This window comes from Sphingopyxis sp. Root154 (assembly GCF_001427105.1).
Classification (GTDB): domain Bacteria; phylum Pseudomonadota; class Alphaproteobacteria; order Sphingomonadales; family Sphingomonadaceae; genus Sphingopyxis.
In genome coordinates this window covers 686,491-712,881 of the sequence record NZ_LMGI01000001.1, presented here as the reverse complement: position 1 = coordinate 712,881, position 26,391 = coordinate 686,491, and the positions used below count along the sequence as shown (strand labels likewise).

The 26,391-nt window shown below is 65.4% G+C and carries 25 protein-coding genes; 16 read left to right on the top strand and 9 right to left on the bottom strand.

Annotated elements, in window-relative coordinates; genetic code table 11:
- Nucleotide 1 precedes the first annotated feature (1 nt).
- Nucleotides 2-1,096 (bottom strand): hypothetical protein, encoded by a 1,095-nt coding sequence (locus tag ASD73_RS03175; protein ID WP_056369197.1) that lies wholly within the window; start codon nucleotides 1,094-1,096, stop codon nucleotides 2-4.
- Nucleotides 1,097-1,184: 88 nt separating this feature from the next.
- Here ASD73_RS03175 and ASD73_RS03170 point away from each other — a divergent pair, with 88 nt between their 5' ends.
- From ASD73_RS03170 to ASD73_RS03160, 3 genes are all read left to right on the top strand, one after another.
- The gene (locus tag ASD73_RS03170) at nucleotides 1,185-2,123 is read left to right on the top strand and encodes a LysR substrate-binding domain-containing protein (protein WP_056369199.1); all 939 of its coding nucleotides are present in this window, start codon (nucleotides 1,185-1,187) and stop codon (nucleotides 2,121-2,123) included.
- 162 nt (nucleotides 2,124-2,285) lie between these two features.
- Nucleotides 2,286-2,792: an rRNA maturation RNase YbeY gene (ybeY, locus tag ASD73_RS03165; RefSeq protein WP_056369201.1), complete on the top strand. Its 507-nt coding sequence runs from the start codon at nucleotides 2,286-2,288 to the stop codon at nucleotides 2,790-2,792.
- Between the two features lie 18 nt (nucleotides 2,793-2,810).
- Nucleotides 2,811-3,749, top strand: a complete 939-nt coding sequence (locus ASD73_RS03160; RefSeq protein WP_056369203.1) for a hemolysin family protein — start codon at nucleotides 2,811-2,813, stop codon at nucleotides 3,747-3,749.
- 9 nt (nucleotides 3,750-3,758) lie between these two features.
- On the opposite strand, the gene ASD73_RS03155 is transcribed toward ASD73_RS03160, so the two are convergent.
- Nucleotides 3,759-4,478 carry a hypothetical protein gene (locus ASD73_RS03155; protein WP_056369205.1) on the bottom strand — a complete coding sequence of 240 codons (720 nt, stop codon included), beginning with the start codon at nucleotides 4,476-4,478 and terminating at the stop codon, nucleotides 3,759-3,761.
- Between the two features lie 174 nt (nucleotides 4,479-4,652).
- On the opposite strand from ASD73_RS03155, the gene ASD73_RS03150 reads away from it, so the two are divergent.
- The 6 genes from ASD73_RS03150 to ASD73_RS03125 all read left to right on the top strand — a co-directional run bounded on the left by ASD73_RS03150 (nucleotide 4,653) and on the right by ASD73_RS03125 (nucleotide 10,784).
- The gene (locus ASD73_RS03150; RefSeq protein WP_056369207.1) at nucleotides 4,653-5,714 is read left to right on the top strand and encodes a hypothetical protein; all 1,062 of its coding nucleotides are present in this window, start codon (nucleotides 4,653-4,655) and stop codon (nucleotides 5,712-5,714) included.
- A 44-nt stretch (nucleotides 5,715-5,758) separates the two neighbouring features.
- A complete protein-coding gene (locus ASD73_RS03145) occupies nucleotides 5,759-6,916 on the top strand; it encodes a glycosyltransferase family 4 protein (protein WP_056369210.1) in 1,158 nt (385 codons plus the stop codon).
- Nucleotides 6,917-6,923: 7 nt separating this feature from the next.
- Complete coding sequence (locus tag ASD73_RS03140) at nucleotides 6,924-8,243, top strand: replication-associated recombination protein A (RefSeq protein ID WP_056369212.1); 1,320 nt, start codon at nucleotides 6,924-6,926, stop codon at nucleotides 8,241-8,243.
- Between the two features lie 75 nt (nucleotides 8,244-8,318).
- Nucleotides 8,319-9,065 (top strand): hypothetical protein, encoded by a 747-nt coding sequence (locus ASD73_RS03135; RefSeq protein WP_056369214.1) that lies wholly within the window; start codon nucleotides 8,319-8,321, stop codon nucleotides 9,063-9,065.
- Nucleotides 9,066-9,079: 14 nt separating this feature from the next.
- Nucleotides 9,080-9,433, top strand: coding sequence for an MmcQ/YjbR family DNA-binding protein (locus ASD73_RS03130; protein WP_235534112.1), 354 nt, complete (start codon nucleotides 9,080-9,082; stop codon nucleotides 9,431-9,433).
- Nucleotides 9,434-9,455: 22 nt separating this feature from the next.
- Entirely contained in the window at nucleotides 9,456-10,784 is a 1,329-nt protein-coding gene (locus tag ASD73_RS03125; RefSeq protein ID WP_235534111.1) for a serine hydrolase domain-containing protein, read from the top strand.
- Here ASD73_RS03125 and ASD73_RS03120 read toward each other — a convergent pair whose 3' ends face one another.
- The 4 genes from ASD73_RS03120 to ASD73_RS03105 form a co-directional block, all read right to left on the bottom strand.
- Nucleotides 10,785-11,201: a GFA family protein gene (locus ASD73_RS03120; RefSeq protein WP_056369216.1), complete on the bottom strand. Its 417-nt coding sequence runs from the start codon at nucleotides 11,199-11,201 to the stop codon at nucleotides 10,785-10,787.
- 81 nt (nucleotides 11,202-11,282) lie between these two features.
- On the bottom strand, nucleotides 11,283-13,583 hold the full coding sequence (gene ptsP, locus ASD73_RS03115; RefSeq protein ID WP_056369218.1) for a phosphoenolpyruvate--protein phosphotransferase: 2,301 nt from the start codon (nucleotides 13,581-13,583) through the stop codon (nucleotides 11,283-11,285).
- 87 nt (nucleotides 13,584-13,670) lie between these two features.
- Nucleotides 13,671-14,396 (bottom strand): hypothetical protein, encoded by a 726-nt coding sequence (locus ASD73_RS03110; RefSeq protein WP_056369221.1) that lies wholly within the window; start codon nucleotides 14,394-14,396, stop codon nucleotides 13,671-13,673.
- A 31-nt stretch (nucleotides 14,397-14,427) separates the two neighbouring features.
- Complete coding sequence (locus tag ASD73_RS03105) at nucleotides 14,428-15,432, bottom strand: NAD(P)H-dependent flavin oxidoreductase (RefSeq protein WP_056369224.1); 1,005 nt, start codon at nucleotides 15,430-15,432, stop codon at nucleotides 14,428-14,430.
- Between the two features lie 204 nt (nucleotides 15,433-15,636).
- Here ASD73_RS03105 and ASD73_RS22145 point away from each other — a divergent pair, with 204 nt between their 5' ends.
- On the top strand, nucleotides 15,637-15,807 hold the full coding sequence (locus tag ASD73_RS22145) for a YezD family protein (RefSeq protein WP_082521326.1): 171 nt from the start codon (nucleotides 15,637-15,639) through the stop codon (nucleotides 15,805-15,807).
- Between the two features lie 90 nt (nucleotides 15,808-15,897).
- Entirely contained in the window at nucleotides 15,898-18,408 is a 2,511-nt protein-coding gene (locus ASD73_RS03100) for a TonB-dependent receptor (RefSeq protein ID WP_056369226.1), read from the top strand.
- 70 nt (nucleotides 18,409-18,478) lie between these two features.
- Here the strand turns inward: ASD73_RS03100 and ASD73_RS22685 are convergent, their stop codons facing one another.
- The gene (locus ASD73_RS22685) at nucleotides 18,479-18,634 is read right to left on the bottom strand and encodes a hypothetical protein (RefSeq protein WP_156377271.1); all 156 of its coding nucleotides are present in this window, start codon (nucleotides 18,632-18,634) and stop codon (nucleotides 18,479-18,481) included.
- Nucleotides 18,635-19,008: 374 nt separating this feature from the next.
- Here ASD73_RS22685 and katG point away from each other — a divergent pair, with 374 nt between their 5' ends.
- Nucleotides 19,009-21,210, top strand: coding sequence for a catalase/peroxidase HPI (katG, locus tag ASD73_RS03095; protein WP_056369228.1), 2,202 nt, complete (start codon nucleotides 19,009-19,011; stop codon nucleotides 21,208-21,210).
- A gap of 115 nt (nucleotides 21,211-21,325) precedes the next feature.
- Here katG and ASD73_RS03090 read toward each other — a convergent pair whose 3' ends face one another.
- Nucleotides 21,326-22,939, bottom strand: a complete 1,614-nt coding sequence (locus ASD73_RS03090) for a DHA2 family efflux MFS transporter permease subunit (protein ID WP_056369230.1) — start codon at nucleotides 22,937-22,939, stop codon at nucleotides 21,326-21,328.
- A 55-nt stretch (nucleotides 22,940-22,994) separates the two neighbouring features.
- Between ASD73_RS03090 and ASD73_RS03085 the strand changes: the two genes are divergently transcribed.
- The 3 genes from ASD73_RS03085 to ASD73_RS03075 are packed head-to-tail and all read left to right on the top strand — an operon-like array spanning nucleotide 22,995 to nucleotide 25,104.
- Nucleotides 22,995-23,588 (top strand): TetR/AcrR family transcriptional regulator, encoded by a 594-nt coding sequence (locus tag ASD73_RS03085; RefSeq protein WP_056369233.1) that lies wholly within the window; start codon nucleotides 22,995-22,997, stop codon nucleotides 23,586-23,588.
- Nucleotides 23,585-24,001, top strand: a complete 417-nt coding sequence (locus tag ASD73_RS03080; protein WP_056369236.1) for a PaaI family thioesterase — start codon at nucleotides 23,585-23,587, stop codon at nucleotides 23,999-24,001. The genes ASD73_RS03085 and ASD73_RS03080 overlap by 4 nt, the downstream gene beginning before the upstream one ends.
- On the top strand, nucleotides 23,998-25,104 hold the full coding sequence (locus tag ASD73_RS03075; protein ID WP_056369238.1) for an HlyD family secretion protein: 1,107 nt from the start codon (nucleotides 23,998-24,000) through the stop codon (nucleotides 25,102-25,104). The genes ASD73_RS03080 and ASD73_RS03075 overlap by 4 nt, the downstream gene beginning before the upstream one ends.
- 1 nt (nucleotide 25,105) lies before the next feature.
- On the opposite strand, the gene ASD73_RS03070 is transcribed toward ASD73_RS03075, so the two are convergent.
- Nucleotides 25,106-25,696, bottom strand: a complete 591-nt coding sequence (locus tag ASD73_RS03070; RefSeq protein ID WP_082521383.1) for a TetR-like C-terminal domain-containing protein — start codon at nucleotides 25,694-25,696, stop codon at nucleotides 25,106-25,108.
- A gap of 109 nt (nucleotides 25,697-25,805) precedes the next feature.
- On the opposite strand from ASD73_RS03070, the gene ASD73_RS03065 reads away from it, so the two are divergent.
- Complete coding sequence (locus ASD73_RS03065; RefSeq protein WP_056369243.1) at nucleotides 25,806-26,390, top strand: inner membrane-spanning protein YciB; 585 nt, start codon at nucleotides 25,806-25,808, stop codon at nucleotides 26,388-26,390.
- Nucleotide 26,391: the final 1 nt, after the last annotated feature.

The window sequence follows — 26,391 nt, the reverse complement described above, 5'->3', positions numbered from 1 at the left end:
TTCACGTCGTCCGTTCGAAATCGCTGATCCAGTTGGTCTCCCAGCTTTGGCCGCCGTCGGCAGATGATGCCTGCTCCCAGCGCGCCGAGGTGCCGGTGATGCGCGACCACAGGACGCGCGTCTTGATCGGCCGGCCCTCGAAACTGTCGCCGCCGATAAAGGTGCCGACCCCGCCCGCGAAGCCGCCACGCACCGGCGGCGCGATGCTCGTCGGACTGCGCCCGTCGAGCCACCAGCTCAGCCATTCGCCCGTCGCCGGATCGAGCGCACGAATGCCGACCCCGCGGAACGGCGCGCCGGGAAAATTCATCACATTGTCGCCGACGTTACCGCGCCCGCCGAGCACGGGCCAGTTCACCAGCGTCCCGTCGAAATCGATCCAGTCGCGGTTTCCCGCGAGCCGCTTTTTTAGCCGGCGGTGCCGCACCTTCCAGCTGCCGACCAGAAAGGCGAAGTCGCGGGCGTTCGGCGCCTCTTCGGCCAGCAATGGCAGCGGCGTCGGCGCAGCGGCAGTGCGCGTGAAATAGTTTCGCCAGTTGATCTCCCACGTCGCGCCGCCATCGGTCGAAAACCCCTGGTCCCAGTGCGGCCGCGGGCCGTGGATTTCGTGCCAGCGAAACCGGACCGCGATATCCTGCCCCTTATATGTATCGCGTCCGGCAAAGACGCCCTCGTCGCCGTCGAAACGTCCGATCACCGGCGGCTCGATGTGCGTCGGGTTGCGCCCGTCGACCCACCAGATCGCCCATCGCTGTGTGGCCGGGTCGAATGCGCGGATACCGAAGCCGCGATATTCGCCGCCGGGCAGGTCGAGGATATTGTCGTCGATCGTCCCGAGCCCGCCCAGCGTCAGCCAGCACGCGCTCCTGCCGCTGAATTCGGCCCAGTCGTCGCTGCCCGCGAGGCGCTCCTTCAGCCGCCGGTGCCAGACGTTCCAGTTGCCGACCAGCCATTGCCAGTCGGCGCGATGCGCGTCGCTGCTTCCGGATGGCAAGGCTTGGCCCCAAGCGGGCACACCGAACGCGGCGGCGCCGCCGGCAAATAGCATCGTTTCGAGCAGGCGGCGGCGGTCGAGCGAAGCGGGAAGATGGGTCATCGGGCCTCCAGCGAATGGATGGCTTGGTCTGCCCCGCGCGCGATGCTTTGAGGATGCGAAGAATGGCTGTAGAGGCTAAGTCATATTTATGGTCCGCACCGACAAGCTTCCGCCCTTGCCTTCGATCCGTGCCTTTGAAGCAGCGGCGCGGCTGGAGAGTTTCGCCCGCGCCGCGCAGGAGCTCGGCACCACGGCGGCGTCGGTCAGCTACCATGTCCGCCAGCTCGAACAGCAGACCGGGCTGCATCTGTTCGTCCGTCATCCGCACAAGGTCGTGCTGACCGCCGCCGGCGCCGCGATCGCGCGCGAGGCAACGGCCGCCTTCGCGGCGCTGCACGCCAGCTTTGTGAAGGCGCAGGACCGGGACGAGGCGCGGCTGTCGCTGACGACGCTCCCGACCTTCGGGACGAGCTGGCTGACCCCGCGGCTTGGGCTGTTCCGCGCGCGGCACCCCGACATTGCGATCGAACTCGAATTATCGGCCGAACCACAGGCGCTGGGCGATGGCCGGTTCGACGCCGCGATCCGCCACGGGCTCGGCGACTGGCGCGGTCTGCGCAGCGTCCGGCTGTTCCCGATCCTGTTTATGCCGCTTTGCGCCCCCGCGCTGAAGGCCGCGGCGGCTGGCTTGCCGGATCCCGGCAAGGCGCTCGACGTCCCGTTGCTCGGCCGGCCCGACTGGTGGGCGCTATGGTATCGCGCGCTCGGCGTCGGCTCGGCCCCGCCGCCCGACCTCTTCGGCACCAGTCTCGCCGCCGAACATATGGATATCGCCGCCGCGATCGCGGGCCACGGGATCGCGATCGGCTCGCCCATCCTGTTCCGTGACGAAATCGCCGCCGGCCGCCTCGTCCCCGCGCACGACCTCGTCGCGGGCGACGGCCGTGCCTTCTGGTTCGTCTATCCCGTCGCGCGGCTGCAGAGCGCGAAGATCGCGCGCTTCCGCGACTGGCTGAGCGAGGCGGCCGCCGACGAACTGTCGCGCGCGCGGAACCTTGCCGGGCGGGCGATCATTCTCGAACCATGATGCGGCCAAATATCGCTGTCCTACATAATCGCGCCGCGATAACGGGGTAATAATGACTGTCGCTTCGGCCCTCTCGCTACGCCGCCCTTCCGATCCGCTCAAACATGCGGGTATCATTATACCGGAGGGGAGTATGACCTCTGAGGCCTTCCGCGGTGCGCGATGCTGAGCGTCGAAACCCACGCCGCGACGCCCTGGCCCGATCCGCTCGACTGGGAGGTGCGGGCAGGGGAGGCGGTCGCCGCGGCGCTCGCGCTGACGCCCTATGCCGCGCTTGCCGACGCCGCGCCGCTCGTCGAGGTCTCGGTGCGGCTGACTGACGATGCGGAGGTGCAGGCGCTCAACCGCGATTTTCGCGGCAAGGACAAGCCGACGAACGTCCTTTCCTTTCCGCAGGTACAGGATGACCTGCTCGAAAGCCTCGCGAACAGCGACGATGGCGAAATCCTGCTCGGCGACATCGTGCTCGCGCGCGAAACCTGCACTCGCGAGGCGGCAGAGAAGGGGATTTCGGTTCCCGAACACGCGACGCACCTGATCGTCCACGGCACGCTGCATCTCGTCGGTTACGACCATATGGACGATCACTCGGCCGCCGCGATGGAGGCGCTCGAGGTGAAAGCGCTTGCATCGCTGGGCATCGCCAATCCATATGCGGAGCTCGACTAGCAGGGAAACGACACGCACATGCCCGACGACCAGGGATCTTCGAACCGATCGGAAGAGGACAGTAGTAGACCCGGACTTCTGTCCGGGCTGAAGAACCTGTTGTTCGGCGGCGACAAGGAACCGTCGCTGCGCGAGCAGATCGAAGAGGTCATCGACGAGGCCGAGGAAGAGGGACCGGAACGGCGCGGCAGCAGTGTCGTGGGCGACCTGTCGCAGATCGAGCGCAAGATGCTGCGCAACCTCCTTCACTTCGGCGAGCAGACCGTTGACGATGTCGCGGTGCCGCGCGCCGACATCATCGCGATTCCTGAAAGCGCGAGCTTTGCCGAGATCGTCGCGCTGTTCGCCGAAGCCGGGCATAGCCGCCTGCCAGTCTATCGCGAGAATCTCGACGAGGTCGTCGGCATGATCCACGTCAAGGACGTGTTCGCGGTGCTTGCCGAAGGGCGCACCCCGCCGCCGCTGCTCGATCTGATCCGCCAGCCGCTTTACGTCCCGCAATCGATGGGCGTGCTCGACCTGCTCGCCGAGATGCGCGCGAAGCGTACGCACCTGGCGATCGTCATCGACGAATATTCGGGCACCGAGGGGCTGCTGACGATCGAGGATCTGGTCGAGGAAATCGTCGGCGAGATCGAGGATGAGCATGACGATGAGCCGACCGCGCTGTTCACGCCGGGCGAGGGCGGCTGCTGGGAAGCCGACGCGCGCGCCGAACTCGACGATGTCGGCGAGGCGATCGACCCGCGGCTCGCCGAGATCGACGAAGATGTCGACACGCTGGGCGGCCTCGCCGCCGTGCTCGCGGGCCATGTCCCCGAGGTAGGCGAGATCTTGCTGCACCCGAGCGGCTGGCGCATCGAGGTGACCGAGGCCGACGAGCGCCGCGTCCACCGCCTGCGGCTCCATCCGCCGGTGGTGGTCGATCTGGAAGCGCCGTCGGAAACCGGGGACTAGGTTCTTTCGCTAGTCCGGGTCGATGTTGACCACATTATATTTCAACGCCTCTTTCCTCGTCAGGCATCGGCGTGTCGACCGGTCTTCCCCGGTCGCGATCGATTTCTGCCGGTACATGATGTCGGACAGCAGGTCGCGCGAGACGTCGAGGCGGATCAGCAGGTCATTGTCCTCGGTCGCCATCAGCGCCGCCTCGCGCTCGACGTCGCTGATCAATTCGGTGGTGGACTCGGCGCCCAGCGCGACGCTCGACTGAATGGCATTCTTGTCGCCGGTCATGGTGAACATATGGACCATGAAATATCCGCCCGGGTCGATCGTACGGGCGCGGCCCCCCATGAAGACGAAATTGCAGGCGCTGAAACAGGTCCATCCCGACGGAATTCGGGTCACCATCTGGCGCTCCTTGCTGAACTTGCGGATCAGCAATCCCGCCGCATTTCCGGCGCGCGCGTCGCCGCCCGGCGACCGGATCCAGATTTCGCTGATCGACGGATTGTCGGTCAGCACCTTTTCGAGGCGGGCCGGAAGCTCGCTGTCGACCCGGCCCTCGGCCAGCAACACGGTTTCGCCGCTGCGCTGGAACGGGGTCAGGACCATGGTCTTGTAGTCGGACCAGCTGGGATTGGCGGGGCAGGTCGGATTGTCGGGGTCCATGCCGGGCGGCGTCGCGGCGGTGCATGCGAGCGTCGCGACAAGCGCAGTGACCGATTTGATCCAATGGTTCATACGATCATCCCCACATAAGGCGGATCCCTAACCGCAGATGCGATCATGCTAAGTCATCGCCACGGCCAAAACAATATCACGGCATGGGCTTTTGGTGGTGTGATCCGCGTCATTGACCCCGCTTGTGAGGCCGTCCATTCGGGCTTAGCCTTGGAGAAGGGATGGGAGTCAGCCATGCGGGCAAAGCTGCGATATCGGTCAGGGGTCGGCGCCATCTTTTTGGTGCTGCTGTCGAGCAGCGCCGTGGCCGCAGCCTGGCAAAGCGCGCCGAGCGAAGGCGACAAGGCCTTTGTCCCGGCGTCGGTCGCCGAACCGGCACTACCCGCTCTTCCCGAGCGCCCCGCGCTCGACACCCGTAGCTATCCCAAATGCCGCGAGGATTATAAGAAGATCGAGGCGCCGTTTGATAAGGCGGCGGCGATCAACCGCTGCACGGTGGCGATCGACACATATTATACGCAGAAGATGCTTCCGTATCGCGAGGCGATGATCGTCTATCAAAACGCGCTGTCCTCGCTTTATACGGCCAGGGTCGGCGGAAATATGCGCTATTCCCCGGCGACCCAGGACCGTTTCTACAAGAGCGTCATGGCGGAACACGCCGCCTCCGATCCCGAAGGCGCGAACCTCGCCGCATATCGCGGGCTTGAGGCGCAGTATCAGACCGATCGCGCCTATCTGGCCGATCGCTTCTGCTTCAACACCGGCTGCAACGGCTATCCGGTTCCCTCCTCGGGTGTCAAAGTCGCCTCACCCGAAGCCACAGAGAAGGCGGCCAAAAAGAAAGGCGATGAGGCGAAGCGCGCCAGCAGCGACGGCCCCGATCCGAAATGCAAGCGCGCGCGCAAGCGTGGCGGAGCGCTCGGCGGGCTGCTCGGCGGTGTTGCGGGCAGTGCCGTGGGCCTCAAGGGCGTGGGCACGCTCGTGTCGGGACTGGTCGGCGCGGTGCTCGTCGCCGAAATCGCGTGCCAGCTCGACGAAAAGGAACAGAAAGTCGCCGCTGAGGCGACCGTGGCGGTCACGAAAAAGGAAGAAGTTGGTGCGACCGCCAACTGGACGAGCCCGACGCGCGAAGGTGTGGCGGGGTCGTCGACGATCACCGCGCTCAACACCGAGCCCAACGGCAGCAAATGTCTGTCGATCACCGACATTGCTATTGTCGAGGGCGAGGAAACGCGCGTGTCGAAGCGGATGTGCCGTGCGAAACCGGGCGAACCATATAGTATCATGGCCTGACGGCGGCGTTGCGTTTGCGCCGCGAGGGGACTAGCGCAGGCGCGATGGACGTCTCCGACCTTCGCATCGCTCTGTTCAGCGGCAACTATAACATGACCACCGACGGCGCGAACAAGGCACTGAACCGTCTCGTCGGCTATCTCCTGGCCCACGGCGCCGCGGTTCGCGTCTATTCGCCGACCGTCGCCCACCCCGCTTTCGAGCCGACGGGCGATCTGGTCAGCGTGCCGTCCATCGCGATTCCGGGGCGCAGCGAATATCGCGTTCCTGTGTCCTTCTCATCGCGCGTCCGCGAGGACATCGTCAATTTCGCGCCCAATATCGTCCATATCTCCAGCCCCGATCGCGTGGCGCGGCAGGCGGCGGCGTGGGCGCGGCGCCGGCGGCTCCCGGTCGCCTGTTCGGTGCACACGCGCTTCGAAACCTATGTCCGCTATTATAATCTGTCGTTCCTCGAACCCGTCATGGTCGCCTGGCTGCGCAAGCTTTACCGCAAGTGCGACGCGCTGATCGCGCCGTCCGAAAGCTTTGCGCAGGTGCTGCGCGAACAGCGGATGAACTACGACATCGGCATCTGGACCCGCGGCGTCGAGCAGGGCGTTTTCAATCCCGGCCGCCGCGACATGGCATGGCGCCGCTCGCTCGGGATCAAAGACGATGTGCCCGCCATTGCCTTCCTCGGCCGGCTGGTGATGGAGAAGGGGCTCGACGTGTTCGCCGATGCGATCGACGTGCTCCAGCGGCGCGGAGTCCCGCACAAGGTTGTCGTGATCGGTGAGGGGCCGGCGGGCGAATGGTTCGAATCGCGCTTGCCCGACGCGAACTTCGTCGGCTTCCAGGGTGGCGAGGATCTCGCGCACGCGCTTGCATCGTGCGACATTTTCTTCAACCCGTCGGTGACCGAGACTTTCGGCAATGTGACACTGGAAGCGATGGCGTGCGGGCTGCCCGTCGTCGCGGCGCGCGCCACGGGCAGCGCCAGCATCGTCAAGCATGGCCAGACGGGCTATCTTGTCCCGCCCGGCTCGATCACCGGCTTCGCCGACCATCTGCAGCGTTATTGCCGCGACATCCAGTTGCGCGCCGAACATGGCGCGGCGGCGGTGCTCGAAAGCGGCGCCTATCAATGGGACGCGATCAATCAGGCGGTCGCCGACACCTATATCCGCCTGATCCGCCAGAAACAGCGGCGCCGGGGCTGAGCGGCCGATGGCCGGGGACCTGTTCGGCGAGGATGTGCCCGCGGCGAAGCCGGGCGGCGCGACCGGTCCCGTCCCGCTCGCCGAACGCTTGCGGCCGCGAACGTTGGCCGATGTCGTCGGACAGGAGCATCTGACCGGACCCGAAGGCGCGATCGGCCGGATGGTCGCGGCGGGGCAATTGTCGTCGATCATCCTTTGGGGGCCGCCGGGGACGGGCAAGACGACGATCGCGCGGCTGCTCGCCGAGGCGGTGGGCATGCGCTTTGCGCCGCTGTCGGCGGTCTTTTCGGGCGTAGCCGACCTCAGGCAAGCCTTCGCCGATGCCGAGAAGATGGCGGCGGCGGGCAAGCGCACATTACTTTTCGTCGACGAAATTCATCGCTTCAATCGCGCCCAGCAGGACGGGTTTTTGCCTTATGTCGAGCGCGGCACCGTGGTGCTCGTCGGTGCGACGACCGAAAATCCGAGCTTCGCGCTGAACGCCGCTCTATTGTCGCGCGCGCAGGTGCTCGTGCTGAGCAGGTTGGGCGAAGAAGCGCTGGCGACGCTGGTAGAGCGCGCCGAGGCCGAGGTCGGGCGAAACCTTCCCGTCACCGACGATGCCAAGGCGGCGCTGGTGTCGAGCGCCGACGGCGACGGCCGCTTTCTGCTCAACCAGGTCGAAACCTTGTTCGCGACGGCGATCGATACGCCGCTCGACCCCGCCGATCTCGCGCAATTCCTCCATCGCCGCATGCCCGTCTACGACAAGGATCGCGATGGCCATTATAATCTGATCTCGGCGCTGCATAAGGCGCTGCGCGGGTCGGACCCGCAGGCATCGCTCTATTGGCTCGCGCGCATGCTCGTCGCGGGCGAGGAGCCGCTCTACGTCCTGCGCCGAATCGTCCGCTTCGCGAGCGAGGATATCGGCCTCGCCGACCCGCAGGCGCTGGTGCAATGTCTCGCCGCGAAGGACGCCTATCAGTTCCTTGGATCGCCCGAAGGCGAACTCGCGATCGTGCAGGCGTGCCTCTATTGCGCGACCGCGCCCAAGTCGAACGCCGCCTATGCGGCGCAGAAGGCGGCATGGGCCGCGGCACGCGACACCGGCAGCCTCGCCCCCCCCGCCAATATCCTCAACGCCCCGACCAAGCTGATGAAAGACTTGGGTTATGGCGAGGGCTACAGCTACGACCATGACGCACCCGACGGCTTTTCGGGCGACAATTACTGGCCCGACGACATGGCGCCGGTCGACTTCTATCGCCCCGTCGACCGCGGTTTTGAAAAGCGGATCGCCGAACGCCTCGCCTGGTGGGACGAACGGCGACGCGCGAAGGACTGACGCCGGCCTTGCTCCGCACCGCGCATGGGTATAGTTTTCGCCCCGTCGGGTCGCGCCGGAACTGGGGTAGTCATCATGGCATTGGCGCTTGTCCTTGCCGCCGCAGCGACACCGATCCTGTCCTGTCCAGGCGGCACTATCGAAACCAAATGCACCGCCGCGGAGGTGACGGCGAAGATCGCGCTGACGCGCGCGCGCGTTACCAATATCGCGCAGCGATGCCTCTATGACTTCGGCGGAAAATGCAGCGTCGAGGCGAGCGGACGGATCAACGGCCGCGATCCCGGCGCCAGCTTGCTCTGGCAGAAAATGCTCCTCGCGCCGCGCGCCGGGCCGCCGGCGCGCATGCTTGTACTGCTGTCGCAGGACAAGGCGGGTAAATCGGCGCTCGCGGGGTTCGCCGAAAGCTCGGGATCGATCGGGACGCCCGATCTGGTGGTCGACGATGACAAGCGCCGGCTGATCCATGTCGGCGGGACGCTGGCCGGGAGCGGCGGCGGCAATGCCGATGCACTGTTCGTCAGCGATACCGCCGCGCCCAAATGGCGCCGCGTCGATCTCTCCGACTGGTCGGAGCAGGGCGGCAAGATGCTGCCGACGGGTTATTGGCTGCGCGGACCGGCGCAATTCGCCTTTGACGAGATGTTTGCCTCGGCCCCGGTCGCGCGCGAAGGGGACGGCGAGTGCTGCCCGCGCGGCGGCAACGCCTTCTATGATCTCGACATTCAGGGCGACCGGCTGGTGTTGACGCGCCTTCGCTTCCAGCCCATGCAGCCGTTGGGGCGCGACATAGAGGTCACCGCCGGGACATTGGAAGACTGATCTGCACCGGCATTATGGCGCTGACATTCGACAGCTGGGACGATGTGGTCGCGTTCGCGTGCGCGCTTCCCGATGTCGAGATGCTTTCCTTTTATGGCACCCCCTGTCCGAAGCTCAACGACAAAGCGCTCGCCTCGCCGGGCCGCGAGCCCGGCAGTTTTGCCGTGATGTGCAAGCCTGACGAAAAGGAAATCCTGCTTGAAACCGATCCCGACACCTTCTGGCAAACGCCCCATTATGAAGGCTGGCACGCGCTACTCGTCCGCTTCGGATCGGACGATCCCGAACGCGTCGCCGATGTCCTTCGCCGGGCCTGGTGGGATCGCGCGAAAAAGGCGCAGCGCGAGGCTTTCGGCGATCGCCCCTGATTTTCTGCGCATCCTCGGCGCCGTGCTGCTTGCCGGTGCCGTGCCCGCAGCGGCGCAGGCGCCGAAACCCAATGCCGAACTGAACCGCGCATGGGCGGCGGGCTATCGTGCGGCCGTCGTCTGCTCGTCCTTGTGGAACGGCGCGGGCAAGCCGATCGAGGCGATCGAGCGCGACGAACTCACGGGCATCTATCCCGAGATCGAGGCCGACGTCCGAGCGCTGAAGGCCGATGTCGACGCCGGGGCGAAGCGGGTCAGCGTTCGCTATCGCGACGACATGCCGCCCCGAATCGCCGAATGGAGCGGGCGCGAAGGCTGCGTCACGCTGCCGATCGGCGCGCAGCCGGCGGTGATGCCCGCCACCGACCGCCGCGCTGACCTCGACGCCCGGCCGTGGCCGATCGGCGACAAGGATGCGCGCCGGTCGGTGCCAAAGGGCATGAGCCGGTTCGAGCAGACGGCAGTGAACATGGAGGGTTTCGGCGGCCGCACAAGTTCGCTGCTGATCCTCAAGAACGGCCGGATTGCGTTCGAACGCTATTGGGGCGGGCACGATGTCCACACCGCACAGCGCACTTTCTCGGTCGCCAAGTCGATGGCCGCGACCTTGATCGGCCATGCGGTGCAGCAAGGCTCGATCGACGTGGCGAAGCCGGCGTCGATTGCCGAATGGCAGTCGCCCGGCGACCCGCGCGCCGCGATCACCACCGAGCAGCTGATGCGCATGGCGAGCGGCCTCACCAGCGATACCGCGGGCAACCGCAGCGACGCCATCTATATGGGCGGCGGCTCGGTGCGCCAGTGGACGACGCAATGGCCGCTGCCCAATCCGCCGAACACTCGCTATCGCTACGCCAACAACGACACGTTGCTTGCGACATTGTCGCTGAAGGCCGCGCTGGCAAAGGCGGGGACGCCGCTCGACCCCGCCGCCTTCTTCGACCGGCTCGGCATGACGCGCACATTCGTCGAACATGACAAGGACGGCGACTATATATTGTCGAGCCAGGTCTGGACCACGGCGCGCGACCTCGCGCGGCTGGGCCTTCTCTATCAGAACGACGGGATGTGGCAGGGCAAGCGACTGCTGCCCGCCAACTGGCGCCGGTTCGTCACGACGCCGAGCGGGCCGCAGCCCGATGGCGCGTTCGGCTATGGTGCGGGCTTCTGGCTGCTCAACAAGTCGGAGGGCATCCCCGCCGACGCTTTCGGCGCGTTTGGCAACCGCGGCCAATATGTCGTGGTCATCCCGTCGCGCGCGCTGGTGGTCGTCCGGCAGGGGTATGACGACGATAAGAACCGGCTCGACACCGCCGCGCTCGTGAAAGCGATCATCGCCGCCGACAGCTGATTATTCGAAGGGCGGGTAACGCTCGAACGCGGGCAGGTCGTTGAGCTTTTCCATCCAGCCGATGCGCTCGGCGGTCTGGATCTGCGCCTGCGCGGGGATCGCGTCGGGATCGTCGAGCGTTGCCGTCTGCACGTCGATCTGGCCGGGAAAGATCGCGTCGTTCGAATAGAACAGTCCGGTTCCGCAATCGGCGCAGAAATGGCGGCGGCCATGCTCGGACGAAGCGTAGATCTTCGCCGTGCCCTTGATCTCGATTTCATCGTTTCCGACGAGCGCCCAGCCGACGAGCGGCGCGCCCGAATGGCGACGGCAGTCGCTGCAATGGCACAGCGCATGATGCTGGACTGCGGTGGTCATCGAATAGTGGATCGCGCCGCAATGGCATTGGCCGCTGGCACGGGGGGCTTGCTCGCTCATCACTCTCTCCTCGTGGAATCGAATGGAGAACATAACATAAACATATGCGCCGTGACAATGGCGGTGCGGGCGAAAATCGGCTTAATCGCCCAGATCGACCTGATGTTGCTGCGCCCATGCCTGATACTGGCCACGCGGGTCGGATGACGGCTGGGCCAGGATCGCCGCCATGTCGGCGCGCAGTGCACCGAGGTCGAGCGAACGGACCATCGCCTTCACCGGGCCGACTCCGGCGGGGGTGATCGACAGGCGTTCGATGCCGACGCCGAGCAGCGCCATCGCCTCGAGCGGGCGGCCGCCCATTTCGCCGCAGACGCCGAGCGCGACCTTGGACCCCGACACCGTACGCACGACGCGCGCGAGATAGCGCATGACGGTCGGCGATAACCAGTCATAGCGTTCGGCGAGACGCGGGTGCGCGCGGTCGGCGGCGAACAGAAACTGGGTCAGGTCGTTGGTGCCGATCGACAGGAAGTCGAGATGCGGCAGCATCAGGTCGAGCGTTTCGAGAAGTCCCGGAACCTCGAGCATCGCGCCGTAGCGGATCGCGACCGGCAATTTCTTGTTGTGGCTCGCAAGCCAGGCCCGCTGGCCGACGAACAGGTCGCGCGCGGCTTCATATTCCCAAGGTTCGGACACCATCGGGAACATGACGTTAAGCGTCCGCCCGGCGGCCGCCTCCATCAGCGCGCGCGCCTGAACCTTGAGCAGCCCCTCGCGCTCGAGCGCCAGGCGCAGCGCGCGCCAGCCCATCGCCGGATTTTCCTCATGCGCGATGTCACCGGCATTCATATAGGGCAGCGCCTTGTCGCCGCCGATGTCGACGGTGCGGAAGATCACCGGCCGGTCGCCCGCGGCGTCGAGCACGTCGCGATACAGGCGCTGCTGGCGGTCGCGCGAGGGCAGCGTTGCCGATACAAGAAACTGGAATTCAGTACGGAACAGCCCGATCCCGCGTGCGCCGGTCAGGTCGAGCGCCGCAATATCCTCGCGCAGTCCGGCGTTGATCATCAATTCGATCGGGACGCCGTCCTTGGTGACCGCGGGCAGGTCGCGCAACGAGGCGAGGTTGGCCCGGCGCTTTTGCGAAATTTCAAGCTTGGCGTCGAACGCATCCTGCACCGCCTGTGTCGGCCGGACATGCACGGAGCCTGCTGCCGCATCGAGCAGCAGCAAATCGCCTTCACGGATAGAGGCGCGCACATCACTGACGCGACCCATCACCGGCACACCCATCGCTCGCGCAACGATGATGACGTGAGCCGTCAATGACCCTTCCTCGAGCACGACGCCCTTCAGGCGGCGGCGGTCATATTCGAGCAGCTCGGCGGGGCCGAGGTTGCGTGCGATCAGTATCGAATCCTGCCGCAGCCCCCCCATCTGTGCCGCGGTGCCCATCTGCCCCGACACGATGCGGATCAGCCGGTTCGACAGATCCTCCAGGTCGTGCATGCGGTCGCGCAGCAGGGGGTCGTCGATCTGACGCATCCGCATGCGGGTGCGCTGCTGGACGCGCTCGATCGCCGCCTCGGCGGTCAGGCCGCTGTCGATCGCCTCGTTGATCCGACGCGACCAGCCCTCGTCATAGGCGAACATCTTGTAGGTTTCTATGACCTCTTCATGCTCGCCGCCGACGCCGAAGTCGGCCGAGCTCGCCATGCGGTCGATCTGCTCGCGCATCTTGTCGAACGCGGCGTAGACGCGGTGGCGTTCGGCCTCGGTGTCATCGGCGACGGTGTGCTCGATCGTGATGCGCGGCTGGTGGAACACCGCAACCCCGGCGCCCATGCCGTCAACGAGTTTCTGGCCATTGAGCCGCTGCGCCGACTGGTCGGCGGCTGCGGCATCGGTGCGCGCGGCGGTATCGACCAGGTCGGCGTTGGCGATCAGTTCGGACAGCACCATCGCGACGGTCTGCAGCGTCTCGATCTCGATATCGTCATAACGGCGCGGATCGCTGTGCTGGACGCACAGCACGCCGACTGCACGCTCGCGCCGGATGATCGGCACCCCGGCGAAGCTGTGGAACAGTTCTTCGCCCGTTTCGGGGCGATAGGAAAAGTCCGGGTGCGCGGCGGCTTCGTCGAGGTTCAGCGTCTCGATCTGGTCGGCGATCATGCCGACCAGCCCTTCGCCGAGGCCGAGGCGCGTGACGTGCACCGCCTCCTGCTTCAGCCCGCGGGTCGCATAAAGTTCGAGTGCGCCGTCGCGCAGCAGGTAGATCGAGCAGACCTCGCTATCGAGGCATTCGCCGATGATGCCGACGACCTGGTTCAGCTTGCCCTGCGCATTGGAACGCGACGCCATGACCTCGTGCAGGCGAGTCAGGATGGTGCGAGCCGACTGGGCGGCCGACGAGGGCGGTGGCGGGGCGTTGGTCATTGCAATCCTGCTAACAGAAGGATGCGCTGCGCGCCAATACCCCGCGCGCGATTGTCGAATTGATTCCTGTGCAGTGGGGATCCCGAGTCAGTTGTTACCCGGCGGAACAGTCACGGAAGCGGTCGGGCCGACCGGGGTCGCCGGCGCCGGGGTGCTCATGATCGCCGGTCTCGGCGCATATTTCGCATCCCACGCGACGGCATCGACCTGATACTGCGCATAGGCCTGATAAAATTCGTTGAACGGCTCGTCGAGCCGCGCAAGATGTGCGGGTGCCTGTTCGACGAGCTGCGCGGTCGGGGTCGACGACACGAGCTGCGCGATCTCGTTGGCACGGGCGCAGAAGCCGCGCTGGGCCGGCGGCTGCGCGAAATAGTTGAACAGCTGCGTCGAAAGGCGGTCGCGCGGCGCGATGCCGTTGTTTTTGTTTTCCTTGCCGAGCTGGGTGATGACGCTCTTCTCGGTCGACTTGATCACCTTGCCGTGCGTCTTGATGATGTTGTTGTACGCCGAAATAAGCGTCGTTTCCTCAAGCCCGCGGCAGCCGATGGCCGCGACATTGAGGCCGATTTTCAGCTGCCAGAAGGCCCGGTCGCCGGTCACGCCGCTGTTCGCGGTGACAAAGCGTCCGTCGATCCCGCGGCCGGGCAGGATTTGCGTTACGGCAGCATTGCCCGGCGGCAGCGGCCGCGGCGGGATGACGATCACGACCGGCGGGGGCGGGGGCGGAGGAGGGGGCGGCGGGGGCTTGGGCGCACAGGCGGCAACGCTCGCCAGCAGGCCGGCAACGATAATCTTACGCGACAAATTCATGACCCACTCCCCATCCGCATATTATGCGGGATCAACCCCGAGCTTGCAACGCGGCTTCGGCCTGTTGCACCAGAGATGCGACAATTGCTGCCGCGCTCTCCTCTTCGGATACCATACCAACAGATTGCCCTGCCATTAACGAACCATTTTCGACGTCGCCATCGATCACCGCGCGGCGCAGCGCGCCCGCCCAATAATGCTCGATTTCCAGCTGTGCTTCCATCATGTCGACCTGGCCGCTGTCGAGTTTGTTCGCGACCTCGCGCTGCTTGGCGGTGAAGGCTTCGGTCCCCGCATTCTTGAGCGCGCGCACCGGGATCACGGGCAGGCGCGGGTCGATCTGGACACTCGCGATGGCTTCGCGCGCCGAGGCGCGCATGAATGCCTTTTTGAAATTGGGATGCGCGATGCTCTCGGTCGCGCAGACGAACCGCGTGCCGAGCTGGACCCCCGAGGCGCCCATTTCCAGATAGGCGGCAATGGCCTCGCCGCGGCCGATGCCGCCTGCGACAAAGACCGGAACTTCATCGGCCAATGTCGGCAGGATTTCCTGCGCCAGCACGCTCGTCGACACCGGGCCGATATGGCCGCCGGCCTCCATTCCTTCGATCACCAGCGCGTCGACGCCCGAGCGGACGAGCTTTTTCGCCAGTGCCAGCGTCGGTGCAAAGCAGATGACCTTCGCGCCCGATGCCTTGATCGCTTCGAGGCTGCCCTTGGGCGGCAGGCCGCCTGCAAGCACGACATGCCCGACCTTGTGCTTCGTGCACACGTCGATCAGTTCGAAGAGCTGCGGGTGCATGGTGATCAGATTGACGCCAAAGTTGCGCTTTGCCAGCGCCTTGGTCGCCGCGATTTCGGCATCGAGAAGCTCGGGTGTCATCGCGCCGCACGCGATCACGCCGAACCCGCCGGCATTGCTGATCGCGCTGACCAGATGGCGTTCGGAAACCCAGCTCATCGCACCGCAGAGAATGGCGTAGTCGCTGCCGAGAAGCTCGGTTCCGCGGGCCATCAGATCGTTAATTTTGCTCATTGAGCCAGCCTTTGCCAGCACTGGGACTCGCGCGCAATCCCTAGCGTCGTTGCGTCTGTCGCCCCGTCGCACATCTGAATCCGTTCGGCGCGGTCCGTTTGGCGCGACAACCCAACCTTTCGGCGCAGAAAGCAAATCAATCATTGTCTACTAAATCACTTGGAATATGCTTGCCGGGCGAATCCAAGAGGGAAAGGAATTATCATGAGCGCTATCAACGAAGTCGCCAAAGGCGGCTCCGAAGAGGTGCCGCGGGCCATTCAGACCGTGCTCGAAGCACTCGACAAGCTGAAGTTCGGTGCAATCCAGCTGACCGTGCACGAGGGGCGTCTTGTGCAGGTCGATGTGACCGAGCGACACCGCTACCCCAACTGAATTTTGAGCTCCCAAAGGGGACATGCGTCCCCCCTTGCCGCAGACCGGACCGCCGGATGTGGTGATTTCTATTGCAACAGGAAATGACCCATGACTGCGAAATATCCTTCGGTCCGCCGCCGCGTGCAGGCCACCTCGCTTACCTTGTCCTTCTTGCTCGCGTGCGCCGCGCCGTCCGCCGCCGCCGCTGAAACCGCTGCCGACGAAGTCGATGCCGCCGCCGCGACCACCGCCGATGCTGCCGACCAGGCCAGTCGCGGCGACATCATTATCGTCACCGCCCGCCGCCGTCAGGAAACCGCACAGGAAGTTCCCGTCGCGATCTCGGTGATCCGCGGCGATTCGATCGAGGCCACCGGTAACTTCAACGTCGTGAAGCTGCAGCAGCTTGCGCCGACGCTGCAGGTCTACACCTCGAACCCGCGTAACACCTCGGTCAACATCCGCGGCCTCGGCGTGCCCTTCGGCCTCACCAGCGACGGGTTCGAGCAGGGCGTCGGCATCTATGTCGACGACGTCTATAATTCGCGCGTCGCCGCCGCGACCTTCGATTTCCTCGACGTCGATCAGGTCGAGGTTCTGCGCGGTCCGCAGGGCACGCTTTATGGCAAGAATACCACTGCAGGCGCGATCAACATCACGACCAACCAGCCGACCTTCGATTTCGAGGGCCGGGCAGAGGTAAGCGTCGGCAATCTCAATTACCGGCAAGCCAAGGCGGCGATCTCGGGCCCGCTGACCGACAAGATTGCGGCGCGCATCGCCATCGCCGCGACCAGCCGGCGCGGCACGCTTTTCAATGTCACGAGCGATCGCTGGATCAACGAGCAGGATAATCTGGGTCTGCGCGGCCAGCTGCTGTTCCAGCCCAATGAAGATCTCAGCATCACGCTGGCGGGCGACTACAGCAAGCAGGATCCCGAAGGCTATGGCACGACCTATGTCCGCGTCGGCCGGACGCAGCGCGTGCTCACCCGTCAGTATGACGCGCTGGTCGCGGCGGTGAACCTCGCCAATCCCGGCCGCAATTACGCGGTGCCGAGCACCAATCCCTATGACCGCCTGACCGACCTCGACGCCAGCCTGAACGCTGGCAACAAGATCGGCGGCGCGTCGGTGCGCGTGAAATGGGACGTCGGTCCCGGCACCTTCACGTCGATCAGTGCATGGCGCTTCTGGGACTGGAAGCCCGAGAATGACCGCGACTTCACCGGCCTCTCGATCGTCTCGAAGTCGCAAAACCCCTCGCAGCAGGACCAGTATAGCCAGGAATTCCGCTACAATTACGAAGGCGACAAGATCGACTTCGTTGTCGGCCTGTTCGGCTTCAAGCAGCGGATCGATACGCAGGGGACCGAGCAGCAGGGCGCCGACGCCAGCAAGTGGAGCCTCACCGGCGTCCTCGCGAACGATCCGAGCGTCCTCAACGGTCTGACCGCCACCAATACGCAATATCTCAAGAGCACCAGCGCGGCGCTGTTCGGCCAGCTCAGCTGGAAGGTGACCGACGCCCTGACCATTCAGCCGGGCGTGCGCGTCAATTATGACAAGAAGTCGGGCTTTTATCAGCGGATCGTGACCAATGGCGGGGGGCAGGTCATCAACTGTACCCCGGCACCGGGCACCAGCCTTCCCGCCGTACTGGCGGCACAGTGCGGCGTCTATCAGCCGCAGGAGAGCGCGCCTTCGGACAGCGCGTGGAACTTCACCTATGATTTCAACGTGAACTACAAGGTCGCGCCCGACATCCTGGCCTATGCGACCTATGCGAAGAGCTTCAAGACGCTTGGTATCAACCAGAACGGTCTGCCGCTCAATTCCGACAACACGGTCAATTATGACGCCAGCACGGTGAAGCCCGAATCGATCGACCATTTCGAAGTGGGCCTCAAGACGCAGTTCTTCGACCGCCGGGCGACGTTCAATCTGTCGGCGTTCCGCACCGACATCAAGGATTTCCAGGCGACCGTGAACGGCGGGCAGTTCGGTACGGTGCGCGGCTATCTCGCCAACGCCGACAAGGTTCGAACTCAGGGCATCGAGGCAGACCTCAAGATCGTCGCGAGCGAGCGCTTCACCGCTTATGGCAACGGCGCCTATACCGACGCCAAATACAAGAAGTTCACCAACGCGCCGTGCCCGCCCGAACTGTCGGGGGGTACGCTCCAGCCGCCGGGCGCGGCGCCGGATTATTCCAATGCGGGCGTTCCCAATACCGCCAGTCCGCGCCAGTGCGACATTTCCGGTCAGCGCTTGCCCGGCGTGTCGAAATGGGCCTTCTCCTACGGTGCCGAGGCAAACGCACCGGTCACGCTGCTGGCGAAGGACGGGCAGGTCTATCTGGGCGTCGATGGCAATTATCGCTCGCACTGGAATTCGAACGCATCGCCGTCGGCTTATACCGACGTCAAGGGCTATGCCTTGACGAATTTCCGCGTCGGCTTCCGCGGCGAAGGACTCGACGTTTTCGGCTGGGTCCGCAATGCCTTCGATGTGAATTACATCGAACTGCTGCAGGTGGCGCCCGGTAACACCGGCCTGATCGCCGGGCAGGTCGGCGATGCCCGGACATGGGGCGGAACGGTCAAGTTTAGCTTCTGATCCTGCATCTCCCGACCAAACGAAAAGGGCCGCCCCGTGGGGCGGCCCTTTCTCGTGCAGGCTGACGGCGTCAGCGCTGCTGGGGGTTCTGGCGGCCCTGATCGGGACGCTTTTCGCTGCCGGGCTGGCGGTCTTGGCCGCCCTGCTGCTGTTGCTGGCGGCGCTGCTCTTCGTTGCGGTCCGCCTGCGGTTTCTTTTCATTCGGCTGGTTGGGGGTGTTAGCCACTTTCCATCTCCTTTTGCCGCGTAAAACATAATCATGCGGCGTTCGACCAACCCGCCTGGCCGGGCCGATGTTCCGCCACTCGTCGCGCTTTCGTCGGGCCGTGGCGGTTCCGCGACAAGGCCCGCGAACATCTTCGCGGCGGCGGGGTTGTAATCGGACCACTCAATCACTGAATTCACCTTATTCGTTTAGGTCGATTGGCAAGTGCGGCCTATCCTCCCTTGGTCAGAGCGAAAGGATGGTGACCGACTCGACGCTTGCCTGCGCCGAAACCACCCGGCGACCCCGAAGTCGTCCGCTCGTCATGCGCCGGTCATCCGGCCGCGTCAGCATTCCCAGACCAAAAAGGCCCAAACCATAAAAGGAGAGACTGCATGAACGACCCCACCCCCATCGATCCGGCGGGCGGCTGCCCGGTTCACCAGCCCGGCGGCGCGCGCGCGCTGCTCGGCCGCACCAACAAGGACTGGTGGCCCGAGATGCTGGCGACCGAGATCCTCAACCCCAATGGTTCGTCGAACCCGCTGGGCGACGATTTCGATTATGCCGCGGCGTTCAAGTCGCTCGACTATCAGGCGCTGAAGGCCGACCTGACCGCGCTGATGACCGACAGCCAGCCTTGGTGGCCCGCCGACTATGGCCATTATGGGCCCTTCTTCATCCGCATGGCGTGGCACGCCGCGGGCACCTATCGCACCGCCGACGGCCGCGGCGGCGCCAACAGCGGGCAGCAGCGTTTCGCGCCGCTCGACAGCTGGCCCGACAACGGCAATCTCGACAAGGCGCGCCGCCTGCTTTGGCCGATCAAGCAGAAATACGGCAACAAGATCAGCTGGGCCGACCTGTTCATCCTCGCCGGCAATGTCGCGATCGAAAGCATGGGCGGCCCGGTGTTCGGCTTCGGCGGCGGCCGCGCCGATGTGTTTGAGCCCGAGCGTGACATCTATTGGGGTTCGGAAGATAAGTGGGTGAACCAGGGCGTGCAGACGCGCATCTCCCCAGAACATGGCATGCACGAGATCGAAGGGCCGCTCGCCGCGATCCAGATGGGCCTGATCTACGTCAATCCCGAAGGGCCGCAGGGCAATTCGCACGACAATGAAGGGATGGCGCGCGACATGAAGGAAACCTTCGCGCGGATGGCGATGAACGACGAGGAAACCGTCGCGCTGACCGCGGGCGGCCATACTTTCGGCAAGGCGCACGGCAATGGCGACGCGTCGCTGCTCGGTAACGCGCCATCCGGCGGCGACCTTGCCGCGCAGGGCTTCGGCTGGGTCAGCGGCCACGAGAGCGGCGGCATCGGCGAACATACCGTCACCAGCGGTCTCGAAGGGGCGTGGACGAACACGCCCGACAAATGGACCGACAATTTCTTCCGCCTGCTGTTCGATTATGATTACGAACTGGTGCAGTCTCCCGCAGGCGCCAACCAGTGGCAGCCGATCGACCAGAAGGAAGAGGATATGGCTCCCGCGGCCTGGGATCCGAACCTGAAGGTCCCGACGATGATGACCACGGCCGACATGGCGCTCAAGCGCGATCCGGCCTATCGCAAGATCAGCGAGAAATTCCGCGACGACCATGACGCGTTCCGGGACGCTTTTGCGCGCGCCTGGTTCAAGCTGACCCACCGCGACATGGGACCCAAGATCCGTTACCTCGGCCCCGAAGTGCCCGCCGAGGACCTGATCTGGCAGGACCCGATCCCCGCGGGCACCAAGCCGTCGGACGCTGATGTTGCGGCGGTGAAGGACAAGATCGCCAATAGCGGCCTGACCGTCAGCCAGCTGATCAAGACCGCCTGGGCGTCGGCGAGCACCTATCGCAAATCCGACTTCCGCGGCGGTGCCAACGGCGCGCGCGTCCGCTTGGCACCCCAGAAGGACTGGGAGGTCAACGAGCCGGACATGCTCGCCAAGGTACTCGGCACGCTCGACGGGCTGCGTGGCAATCTGTCTATCGCCGACGCGATCGTGCTCGGCGGCGTGGTCGGTCTGGAAAAGGCGATCAGGGATGCGGGCTTCAATGTCGCGGTGCCCTTCACCGGCGGCCGCGGCGACGCGACCGCGGAACAGACCGACGCCGACAGCTTCGCGGTGATGGAGCCCGAGGCTGACGCTTTCCGCAACTATGTCGGCAAGAAGAAGCTGGCGGTGAAGACCGAGGAGATGATGCTCGACCGCGCATCGCTGCTTGGCCTGTCGGTGCCCGAAATGATCGTGCTGATCGGCGGCCTGCGCGTCCTCGGCGCCAACCATGGCGAGCGCGGACACGGCCATTTCACCAAGCGGTCGGGGCAGCTGACGAACGACTTCTTCGTCAATCTGCTCGACATGACCAATGTGTGGAAGGCCGTCGACGGTTCGGACGACCAGGAATATGTCGCGACCGACCGCAAGAGCGGCGGCGAGACCTGGCGCGCGACCCGTGCTGACCTGATCTTCGGCTCCAACGCCGAACTGCGCGCGGTCGCCGAAGTCTACGCCGAGAACGGCCATGAGGAAAAGTTCGTGAAGGACTTCGTCAAGGCCTGGACCAAGGTGATGAACGCCGACCGTTTCGACCTCGCCTGATCTTCTGGCGCCGCTGCCCGCGCATCATGCCGCGGGGGCAGCGGCGGCCGTACAAGACGACGGGTCGCGACCCGCCCCCGGGGACATGGGCCTGGGGGCGGGTCTTCTTTTGGGGCTAGTGCGCATCTTTCGGTGCCGGGCCACCGATCGGCGGAGGCTTGCAGAAGGGCACCATCACCAGCGCGGCGAGGAAGAGATAGGCCATCAGGCGGAAGACATCGTCGAAGGCGAGGGTGAGCGCCTCGCGCCCGACGATGCGGCCGAGCGTGCCTTCGGCCATCTGCTGCGCGAGTGCGGGGTCGGAGACAGTGCGGCCGATATGCTGGGCTAGCGCCGCTGCCGCTTCGTTTGCGGCGTCGGCCGAGCGGCCGAGCGCTTCGGAGAGGCGCAGCATGTGGATGTGCAAATTGTCGCCGAGCCAGGTGTTGACGAGCGCGATGCCGATCGCGCCGCCGAGGTTGCGCATCAGGTTGAATAGCCCTGAGGCATAGCGCAATTCGGGCCCCTCGAAATTGCCGAGCGCGAGCCCGACCGAGGGCACGATGCACAGCATGATCGCGAAACTGCGCACGACCTGCGGCCAGAACAGCGCGGCAAAGCCCCATTCGGGGGTCATGAAGCTGAACATCCAGAGGCCCACCGCGAACAGGCTGAGTCCGAAGGTGATGACGATGCGCTGGTCGACTTTCTGCGACAGCGCGGCGGCGATCGGCACGCCGAGGAGTTGCGCGAGGCCCGAGACGAAGACGGTCGTGCCGATCTCCGACGCGTTATAGCCCTGCACACGGCCGAGGAAGATCGGGACCAGATAGGTGCTCGCGTAAAGGCCGAAGCCGATCACGAGGTTGAAGACGCAGGCGAAGACGAAGGTCGGTTTGCGAAAGGGGGTGAGCTTCACGATCGGGCCGTCCGACCGGAACGAGCGTTCGAGAAAGAGGCCGAAGGCGACGAACGACACCCACGCGCTGATCGCGATTTCGGGTTCACTGAACCAGTCGTGCTTCGGACCCTCCTCGAGCACGAACTCGAGCCCCGCGAGGAACACCGCCATCGACGCGAGATGGACCCAGTCGATACGGCGCAGCATCGGCAGGTTCGGCTTGTCGATCCGCACAAGCGCGAGGATCGCTAGCGTCACCATCGCACCGGGCAAGACGTTGATGAAAAAGACCCAGCGCCAGCCCATAGTGTCGGTGATCCAGCCGCCGACCGTCGGGCCAAGCGTCGGCGCGAGCACCGATACCATGCCGAGGATCGCGGGGATCATCGCGCGCTGCTTGCCCTCGAACAGCATATAGCCCGTCGCGAACACCGTCGGGATCATCGCGCCGCCGACGAAGCCCTGCACGGCGCGGAACAGAATCATCGATTCGATGCTCCACGCGAGCCCGCACAGCACGCTCGCGATCGTGAACAGCCCGGCCGACGCCGCGAACAGCCAGCGCGTCGAGAGCGCCTGCGCGAGGAAAGCGGAGAAGGGGATCATCACCAGCTCGGCCATCAGATAGGCGGTCTGCACCCAGCTGATCTCGTCGGGTCCGGCGCTGAGGCCCGCCTGCACCTCGTTCAAGGAGGCGGCGACGATCTGGATATCGATCAGCGCCATGAACTGGCCGAACGCCATCACCGCAAAGATCAGATACTTCTGCGCGTCGGGCATCGCCGCCGGGTTGAACGGCGCGTCGGCCGGGGCGGCGCTGGCGCCGGGGGTAAGCGGGATGGAGGCCATGGGTCTTGTGTCCTGTCGTCATTATATTATATGCGTCATATAAAAGGAGACGCAAGTGCGCTATTCAACCGAGCACAAGGCCGCGACGCGCGAGCGCGTGCTGAAAGAGGCAGCGAAGGAGATCCGGGCCAAGGGGCCCGAGAATGTCGCGGTGGCTGGTGTCATGGCGCGCGCCGGGCTGACCCACGGCGGTTTCTACGCCCATTTTCCGTCGAAGGACGCGTTGGTGAAAGAGGCGATCGGGACGATGTTCGCCGATGCCCGGGCGCGGACCGAGCGGATCGACGCGAAGGGCGATCCGCGCACGGTGCTGCGCGCCTATGTCGATTTCTATCTGTCGGCGAAGCACCGTGACAGCCGCGACCGGGGGTGCCCGTTGCCGACGTTGTCGGGCGATTTCGCGCGCTCGCAGCCCGCGACGCGTGCGCGTTTCGGTGCGGGGGTCGAGGGGATCGCGAGCCGGCTTGCGGCGCCGCTGGCGGCGCTTGGCTATGCTGATCCTGAAGCGGAATCGCATGCGCTGCTGGCACAGCTCGTCGGTGGTGTCGCGCTAGCGCGTGCAGTTGGTGATGCCGAACTCTCCGATGCGCTGCTGGCCGATACCCACGCGAGCATTGTTGCCCGCTATGAGCTGGAGACCGCGCAATGACGCTCGCGAAGGTGCAGGGGCTGATTGCTACGGGCGGACGCCCGCCGATCGGCGAGACGCTGGGCTTTCAGCTCGTCGACGCGGGCGAGGGCTGGGCGGCGTTCGAGGGCGTACCCGGACCCGAGCATTTCAACCCGATGGGCTTCGTCCACGGCGGCTATGCCGCGACTTTGCTCGATTCTGCCTGCGGTATCGCGGTGGTCACCAAGCTTGCCGACGATCAGGCGATGACGACGCTCGAACTCAAGACCAGCTATCTGAAGGCGATAACGGGGACGACCGGCAAGGTCCGCGCCGAGGGTCATGTCATCTCGATCGGCCGCCGCGTCGCCTATGTCGAGGCGAAGCTGACCGATGCGGAGGGGCGCATCCTCGCGATCGCGACCTCGACGTTGCTGGTGATCCAGCAATGAACGTTCAGGCCGCCATCGAGGCCGAAGCGCCGGTTCGCCGCCGCGTTGCGCTGCCGAAAAAGGCATGGAAGGTCGGACTGATCGCGCTGGTGATCGCAGCCGCCGGTATCTGGTGGCTGCTCGCGCCGCGCACCGCGGAATCGACCGACAACGCCTATCTGCAGGCCGATGCGAGCGAGGTCGCGCCGCGCGTCGGCGGGCTCGTCACCGCGGTGCTGGTGAAGGACAATCAGGCGGTGAGGGCGGGTGATCCGCTCGTCCGCATCGACGTGCGCGACTATGACTCGCGGCTGATGGCGGCCGAGGCTGCGGTCGCCGATGCCGACGCGCAGGTCGCCACCGCGCGCGCGACGCTCGCTTCCCTGGGGGCCGAGCAGAAGCTGGCGGCGGCGCAAATCCGTTCGGTGAACACACAGATCGCCGCGGCCGATGCCGAATATGCGCGCGCGGCGGAGGACCGGCGGCGGTATAATGCATTGCTCGTCGACGGCTTCGTTACCCGCCGCGATACCGAACAGGTCGATGCGACGGCAGTGGGCGCTGCCTCGGCGGCGCAGCGTTCGCGCGCCGACCTCGGCGCGAGCGTCGAGGCGGCGGCGGTAACGCGGGCGAAGGGGCCGATCCTGTCGGCGCAGGTCAAGGCGGCTGAGGCCGAGGCGGCGAAGGCGCGCGCGGCGCTCGCACTCGCGAAGCTCGACCGCGGGCATACGCTCGTCGCCGCGCCGATCGACGGCGTCGTCGGAAACCGGCGCATCCAGGTCGGCGATTATGTCCAGCCGGGATCGCGGCTGCTGTCGGTGGTGCCCGTCAGATCGATCTACGTCGTCGCCAATTTCAAGGAAACGCAGACGCGCGAGATGCGCCCGGGGCAGAAAGCCGACGTCTATGTCGACGCGCTGGGCGAGACGCTGCACGGCACGGTCGAAAGCCTCGCGCCGGGTTCGGGAAGCGCGTTCACTTTGCTGCCATTCGAGCCCGGATCGGGCAATTTCACCAAGATCGTCCAGCGCGTCGGGGTGCGTATTAGGCTCGACCCGGGACAGGCAGCGCTTGCGGCGCTGCGCCCCGGGCTATCGGTGACGGCGAAGGTCCGGCTGCGCTAACTCAGCCCATGGTCAGCATGTCGTCGAGTAGCGCCAGCGCGTCGGTGCGTGGCGCGCCCGCGTCGAGCAGCGGATTGAGGCGGTCGTCGAGGAGCAGGATCGCGAAGCCGTGGACCATGCTCCACGCGCGCGCAGCATGGGCGCGGGTGGCGCGCGCCGCATCGGGATCGCCTTCGTGGGTGGCGGCGACCGAGCCGGTAAGGGTGCCGAACGCGCGCAGCATCGCCTCGTGCAGCGCCGGGCGCGTCTTGTCGAGCCGCTCGCCGCGGAACATCAGCTGGAACAGCCCGGGATCGGCGAGCGCGAATTCGACGTAGGCGCGGCCGATGGCGTTGAGCTTGTCCTGCGGGTTGGCCTGCTGGGCCGCTGCGGCTTGCATGCGGTTGGCGAAGCGGGTGAATCCGACCGCGGCGAGTTCGCTGACCAAACCGGTCAAATCGTCGAAATGATTTTTCGGTGCTGCGTGCGATGCGCCGACCTCGCGCGCCACGCCGCGCAGCGTCAGGCCGGCAATGCCATCGCGGTTGACGATTTCCTCGGCCGCCGCGAGCAGCGCCGCGCGCAGGTCGCCATGATGATAGGGTTTGGTCATGTCGCCCGCATAACGCCGCAATGTTGACGCTGTCAATTTAATGCTTGACTTGCGGTCCAGCGCTCTTCAATATTGACAGTGGAAACATTGAGTCAGAAAGGACGCGCCGATGAAAACCCTGCTCTACGCTCTCGGGCCGATGCTGTTCGACTCGCTTGGCGTGCTCGTTTTTGCGGTGCTGCTCGTTGCCGGCGCGGGGATCGTGCCCGCAACGATTGCGGGCACCGTCGTCGCGCTTGCGGTGGTCGGTTATGAACTGGCGCGCGGCAAGAAGGTCGCGGCGCTGCAATGGATCAGCCTGGCGTCGGTGCTTTTCACCGCCGCGGCGACGCTGTTTACCGGCGATCCGCGGTTCGTGATGGCGAAGCCGACGATCGTCTATCTGATCGTCGGGTCGGTGATGCTGCGTCGCGGCTGGCTCAATCGCTATATCTTGCCCGAGCAGCTGGAACTCGTCGGCGATGTCATGGACCGGTTCGGCATGATCTGGGCGGCGCTGATGTTCGCGAGCGCGGGGCTGAACCTCGTCATCGCGCTCTTCTTCACCGACTGGTGGCCGCTGTTCATCGGGATATTCCCGCTGGCGTCGAAGTTCGGGCTGTTCGCGATCCACATCGCGGTGGTGCATTTTATCGGGCAGGCGCGGCCGCGCCGCCGCGAGGGCGGCGAGCTGCAGCCGCTCGCGGCCGAATAGC

Coding starts and splice junctions, on each gene's coding strand:
- ASD73_RS03140 (WP_056369212.1), top strand. CDS start 6,924: ATGGCCGGGGACCTGTTCGGCGAGGATGTGCCCGCGGCGAAGCCGGGC.
- ASD73_RS03080 (WP_056369236.1), top strand. CDS start 23,585: ATGACGCTCGCGAAGGTGCAGGGGCTGATTGCTACGGGCGGACGCCCG.
- ASD73_RS03120 (WP_056369216.1), bottom strand. CDS start 11,201: ATGAGCGAGCAAGCCCCCCGTGCCAGCGGCCAATGCCATTGCGGCGCG.
- ASD73_RS03105 (WP_056369224.1), bottom strand. CDS start 15,432: ATGAGCAAAATTAACGATCTGATGGCCCGCGGAACCGAGCTTCTCGGC.
- ASD73_RS03065 (WP_056369243.1), top strand. CDS start 25,806: ATGAAAACCCTGCTCTACGCTCTCGGGCCGATGCTGTTCGACTCGCTT.
- ASD73_RS03110 (WP_056369221.1), bottom strand. CDS start 14,396: ATGAATTTGTCGCGTAAGATTATCGTTGCCGGCCTGCTGGCGAGCGTT.
- ASD73_RS03150 (WP_056369207.1), top strand. CDS start 4,653: ATGCGGGCAAAGCTGCGATATCGGTCAGGGGTCGGCGCCATCTTTTTG.
- ASD73_RS22145 (WP_082521326.1), top strand. CDS start 15,637: ATGAGCGCTATCAACGAAGTCGCCAAAGGCGGCTCCGAAGAGGTGCCG.
- ASD73_RS03135 (WP_056369214.1), top strand. CDS start 8,319: ATGGCATTGGCGCTTGTCCTTGCCGCCGCAGCGACACCGATCCTGTCC.
- ASD73_RS03170 (WP_056369199.1), top strand. CDS start 1,185: ATGGTCCGCACCGACAAGCTTCCGCCCTTGCCTTCGATCCGTGCCTTT.
- ASD73_RS03175 (WP_056369197.1), bottom strand. CDS start 1,096: ATGACCCATCTTCCCGCTTCGCTCGACCGCCGCCGCCTGCTCGAAACG.
- katG (WP_056369228.1), top strand. CDS start 19,009: ATGAACGACCCCACCCCCATCGATCCGGCGGGCGGCTGCCCGGTTCAC.
- ASD73_RS03155 (WP_056369205.1), bottom strand. CDS start 4,478: ATGAACCATTGGATCAAATCGGTCACTGCGCTTGTCGCGACGCTCGCA.
- ASD73_RS03075 (WP_056369238.1), top strand. CDS start 23,998: ATGAACGTTCAGGCCGCCATCGAGGCCGAAGCGCCGGTTCGCCGCCGC.
- ASD73_RS03070 (WP_082521383.1), bottom strand. CDS start 25,696: ATGACCAAACCCTATCATCATGGCGACCTGCGCGCGGCGCTGCTCGCG.
- ASD73_RS03145 (WP_056369210.1), top strand. CDS start 5,759: ATGGACGTCTCCGACCTTCGCATCGCTCTGTTCAGCGGCAACTATAAC.
- ASD73_RS03090 (WP_056369230.1), bottom strand. CDS start 22,939: ATGGCCTCCATCCCGCTTACCCCCGGCGCCAGCGCCGCCCCGGCCGAC.
- ASD73_RS03160 (WP_056369203.1), top strand. CDS start 2,811: ATGCCCGACGACCAGGGATCTTCGAACCGATCGGAAGAGGACAGTAGT.
- ptsP (WP_056369218.1), bottom strand. CDS start 13,583: ATGACCAACGCCCCGCCACCGCCCTCGTCGGCCGCCCAGTCGGCTCGC.
- ASD73_RS03100 (WP_056369226.1), top strand. CDS start 15,898: ATGACTGCGAAATATCCTTCGGTCCGCCGCCGCGTGCAGGCCACCTCG.
- ASD73_RS03130 (WP_235534112.1), top strand. CDS start 9,080: ATGGCGCTGACATTCGACAGCTGGGACGATGTGGTCGCGTTCGCGTGC.
- ybeY (WP_056369201.1), top strand. CDS start 2,286: ATGCTGAGCGTCGAAACCCACGCCGCGACGCCCTGGCCCGATCCGCTC.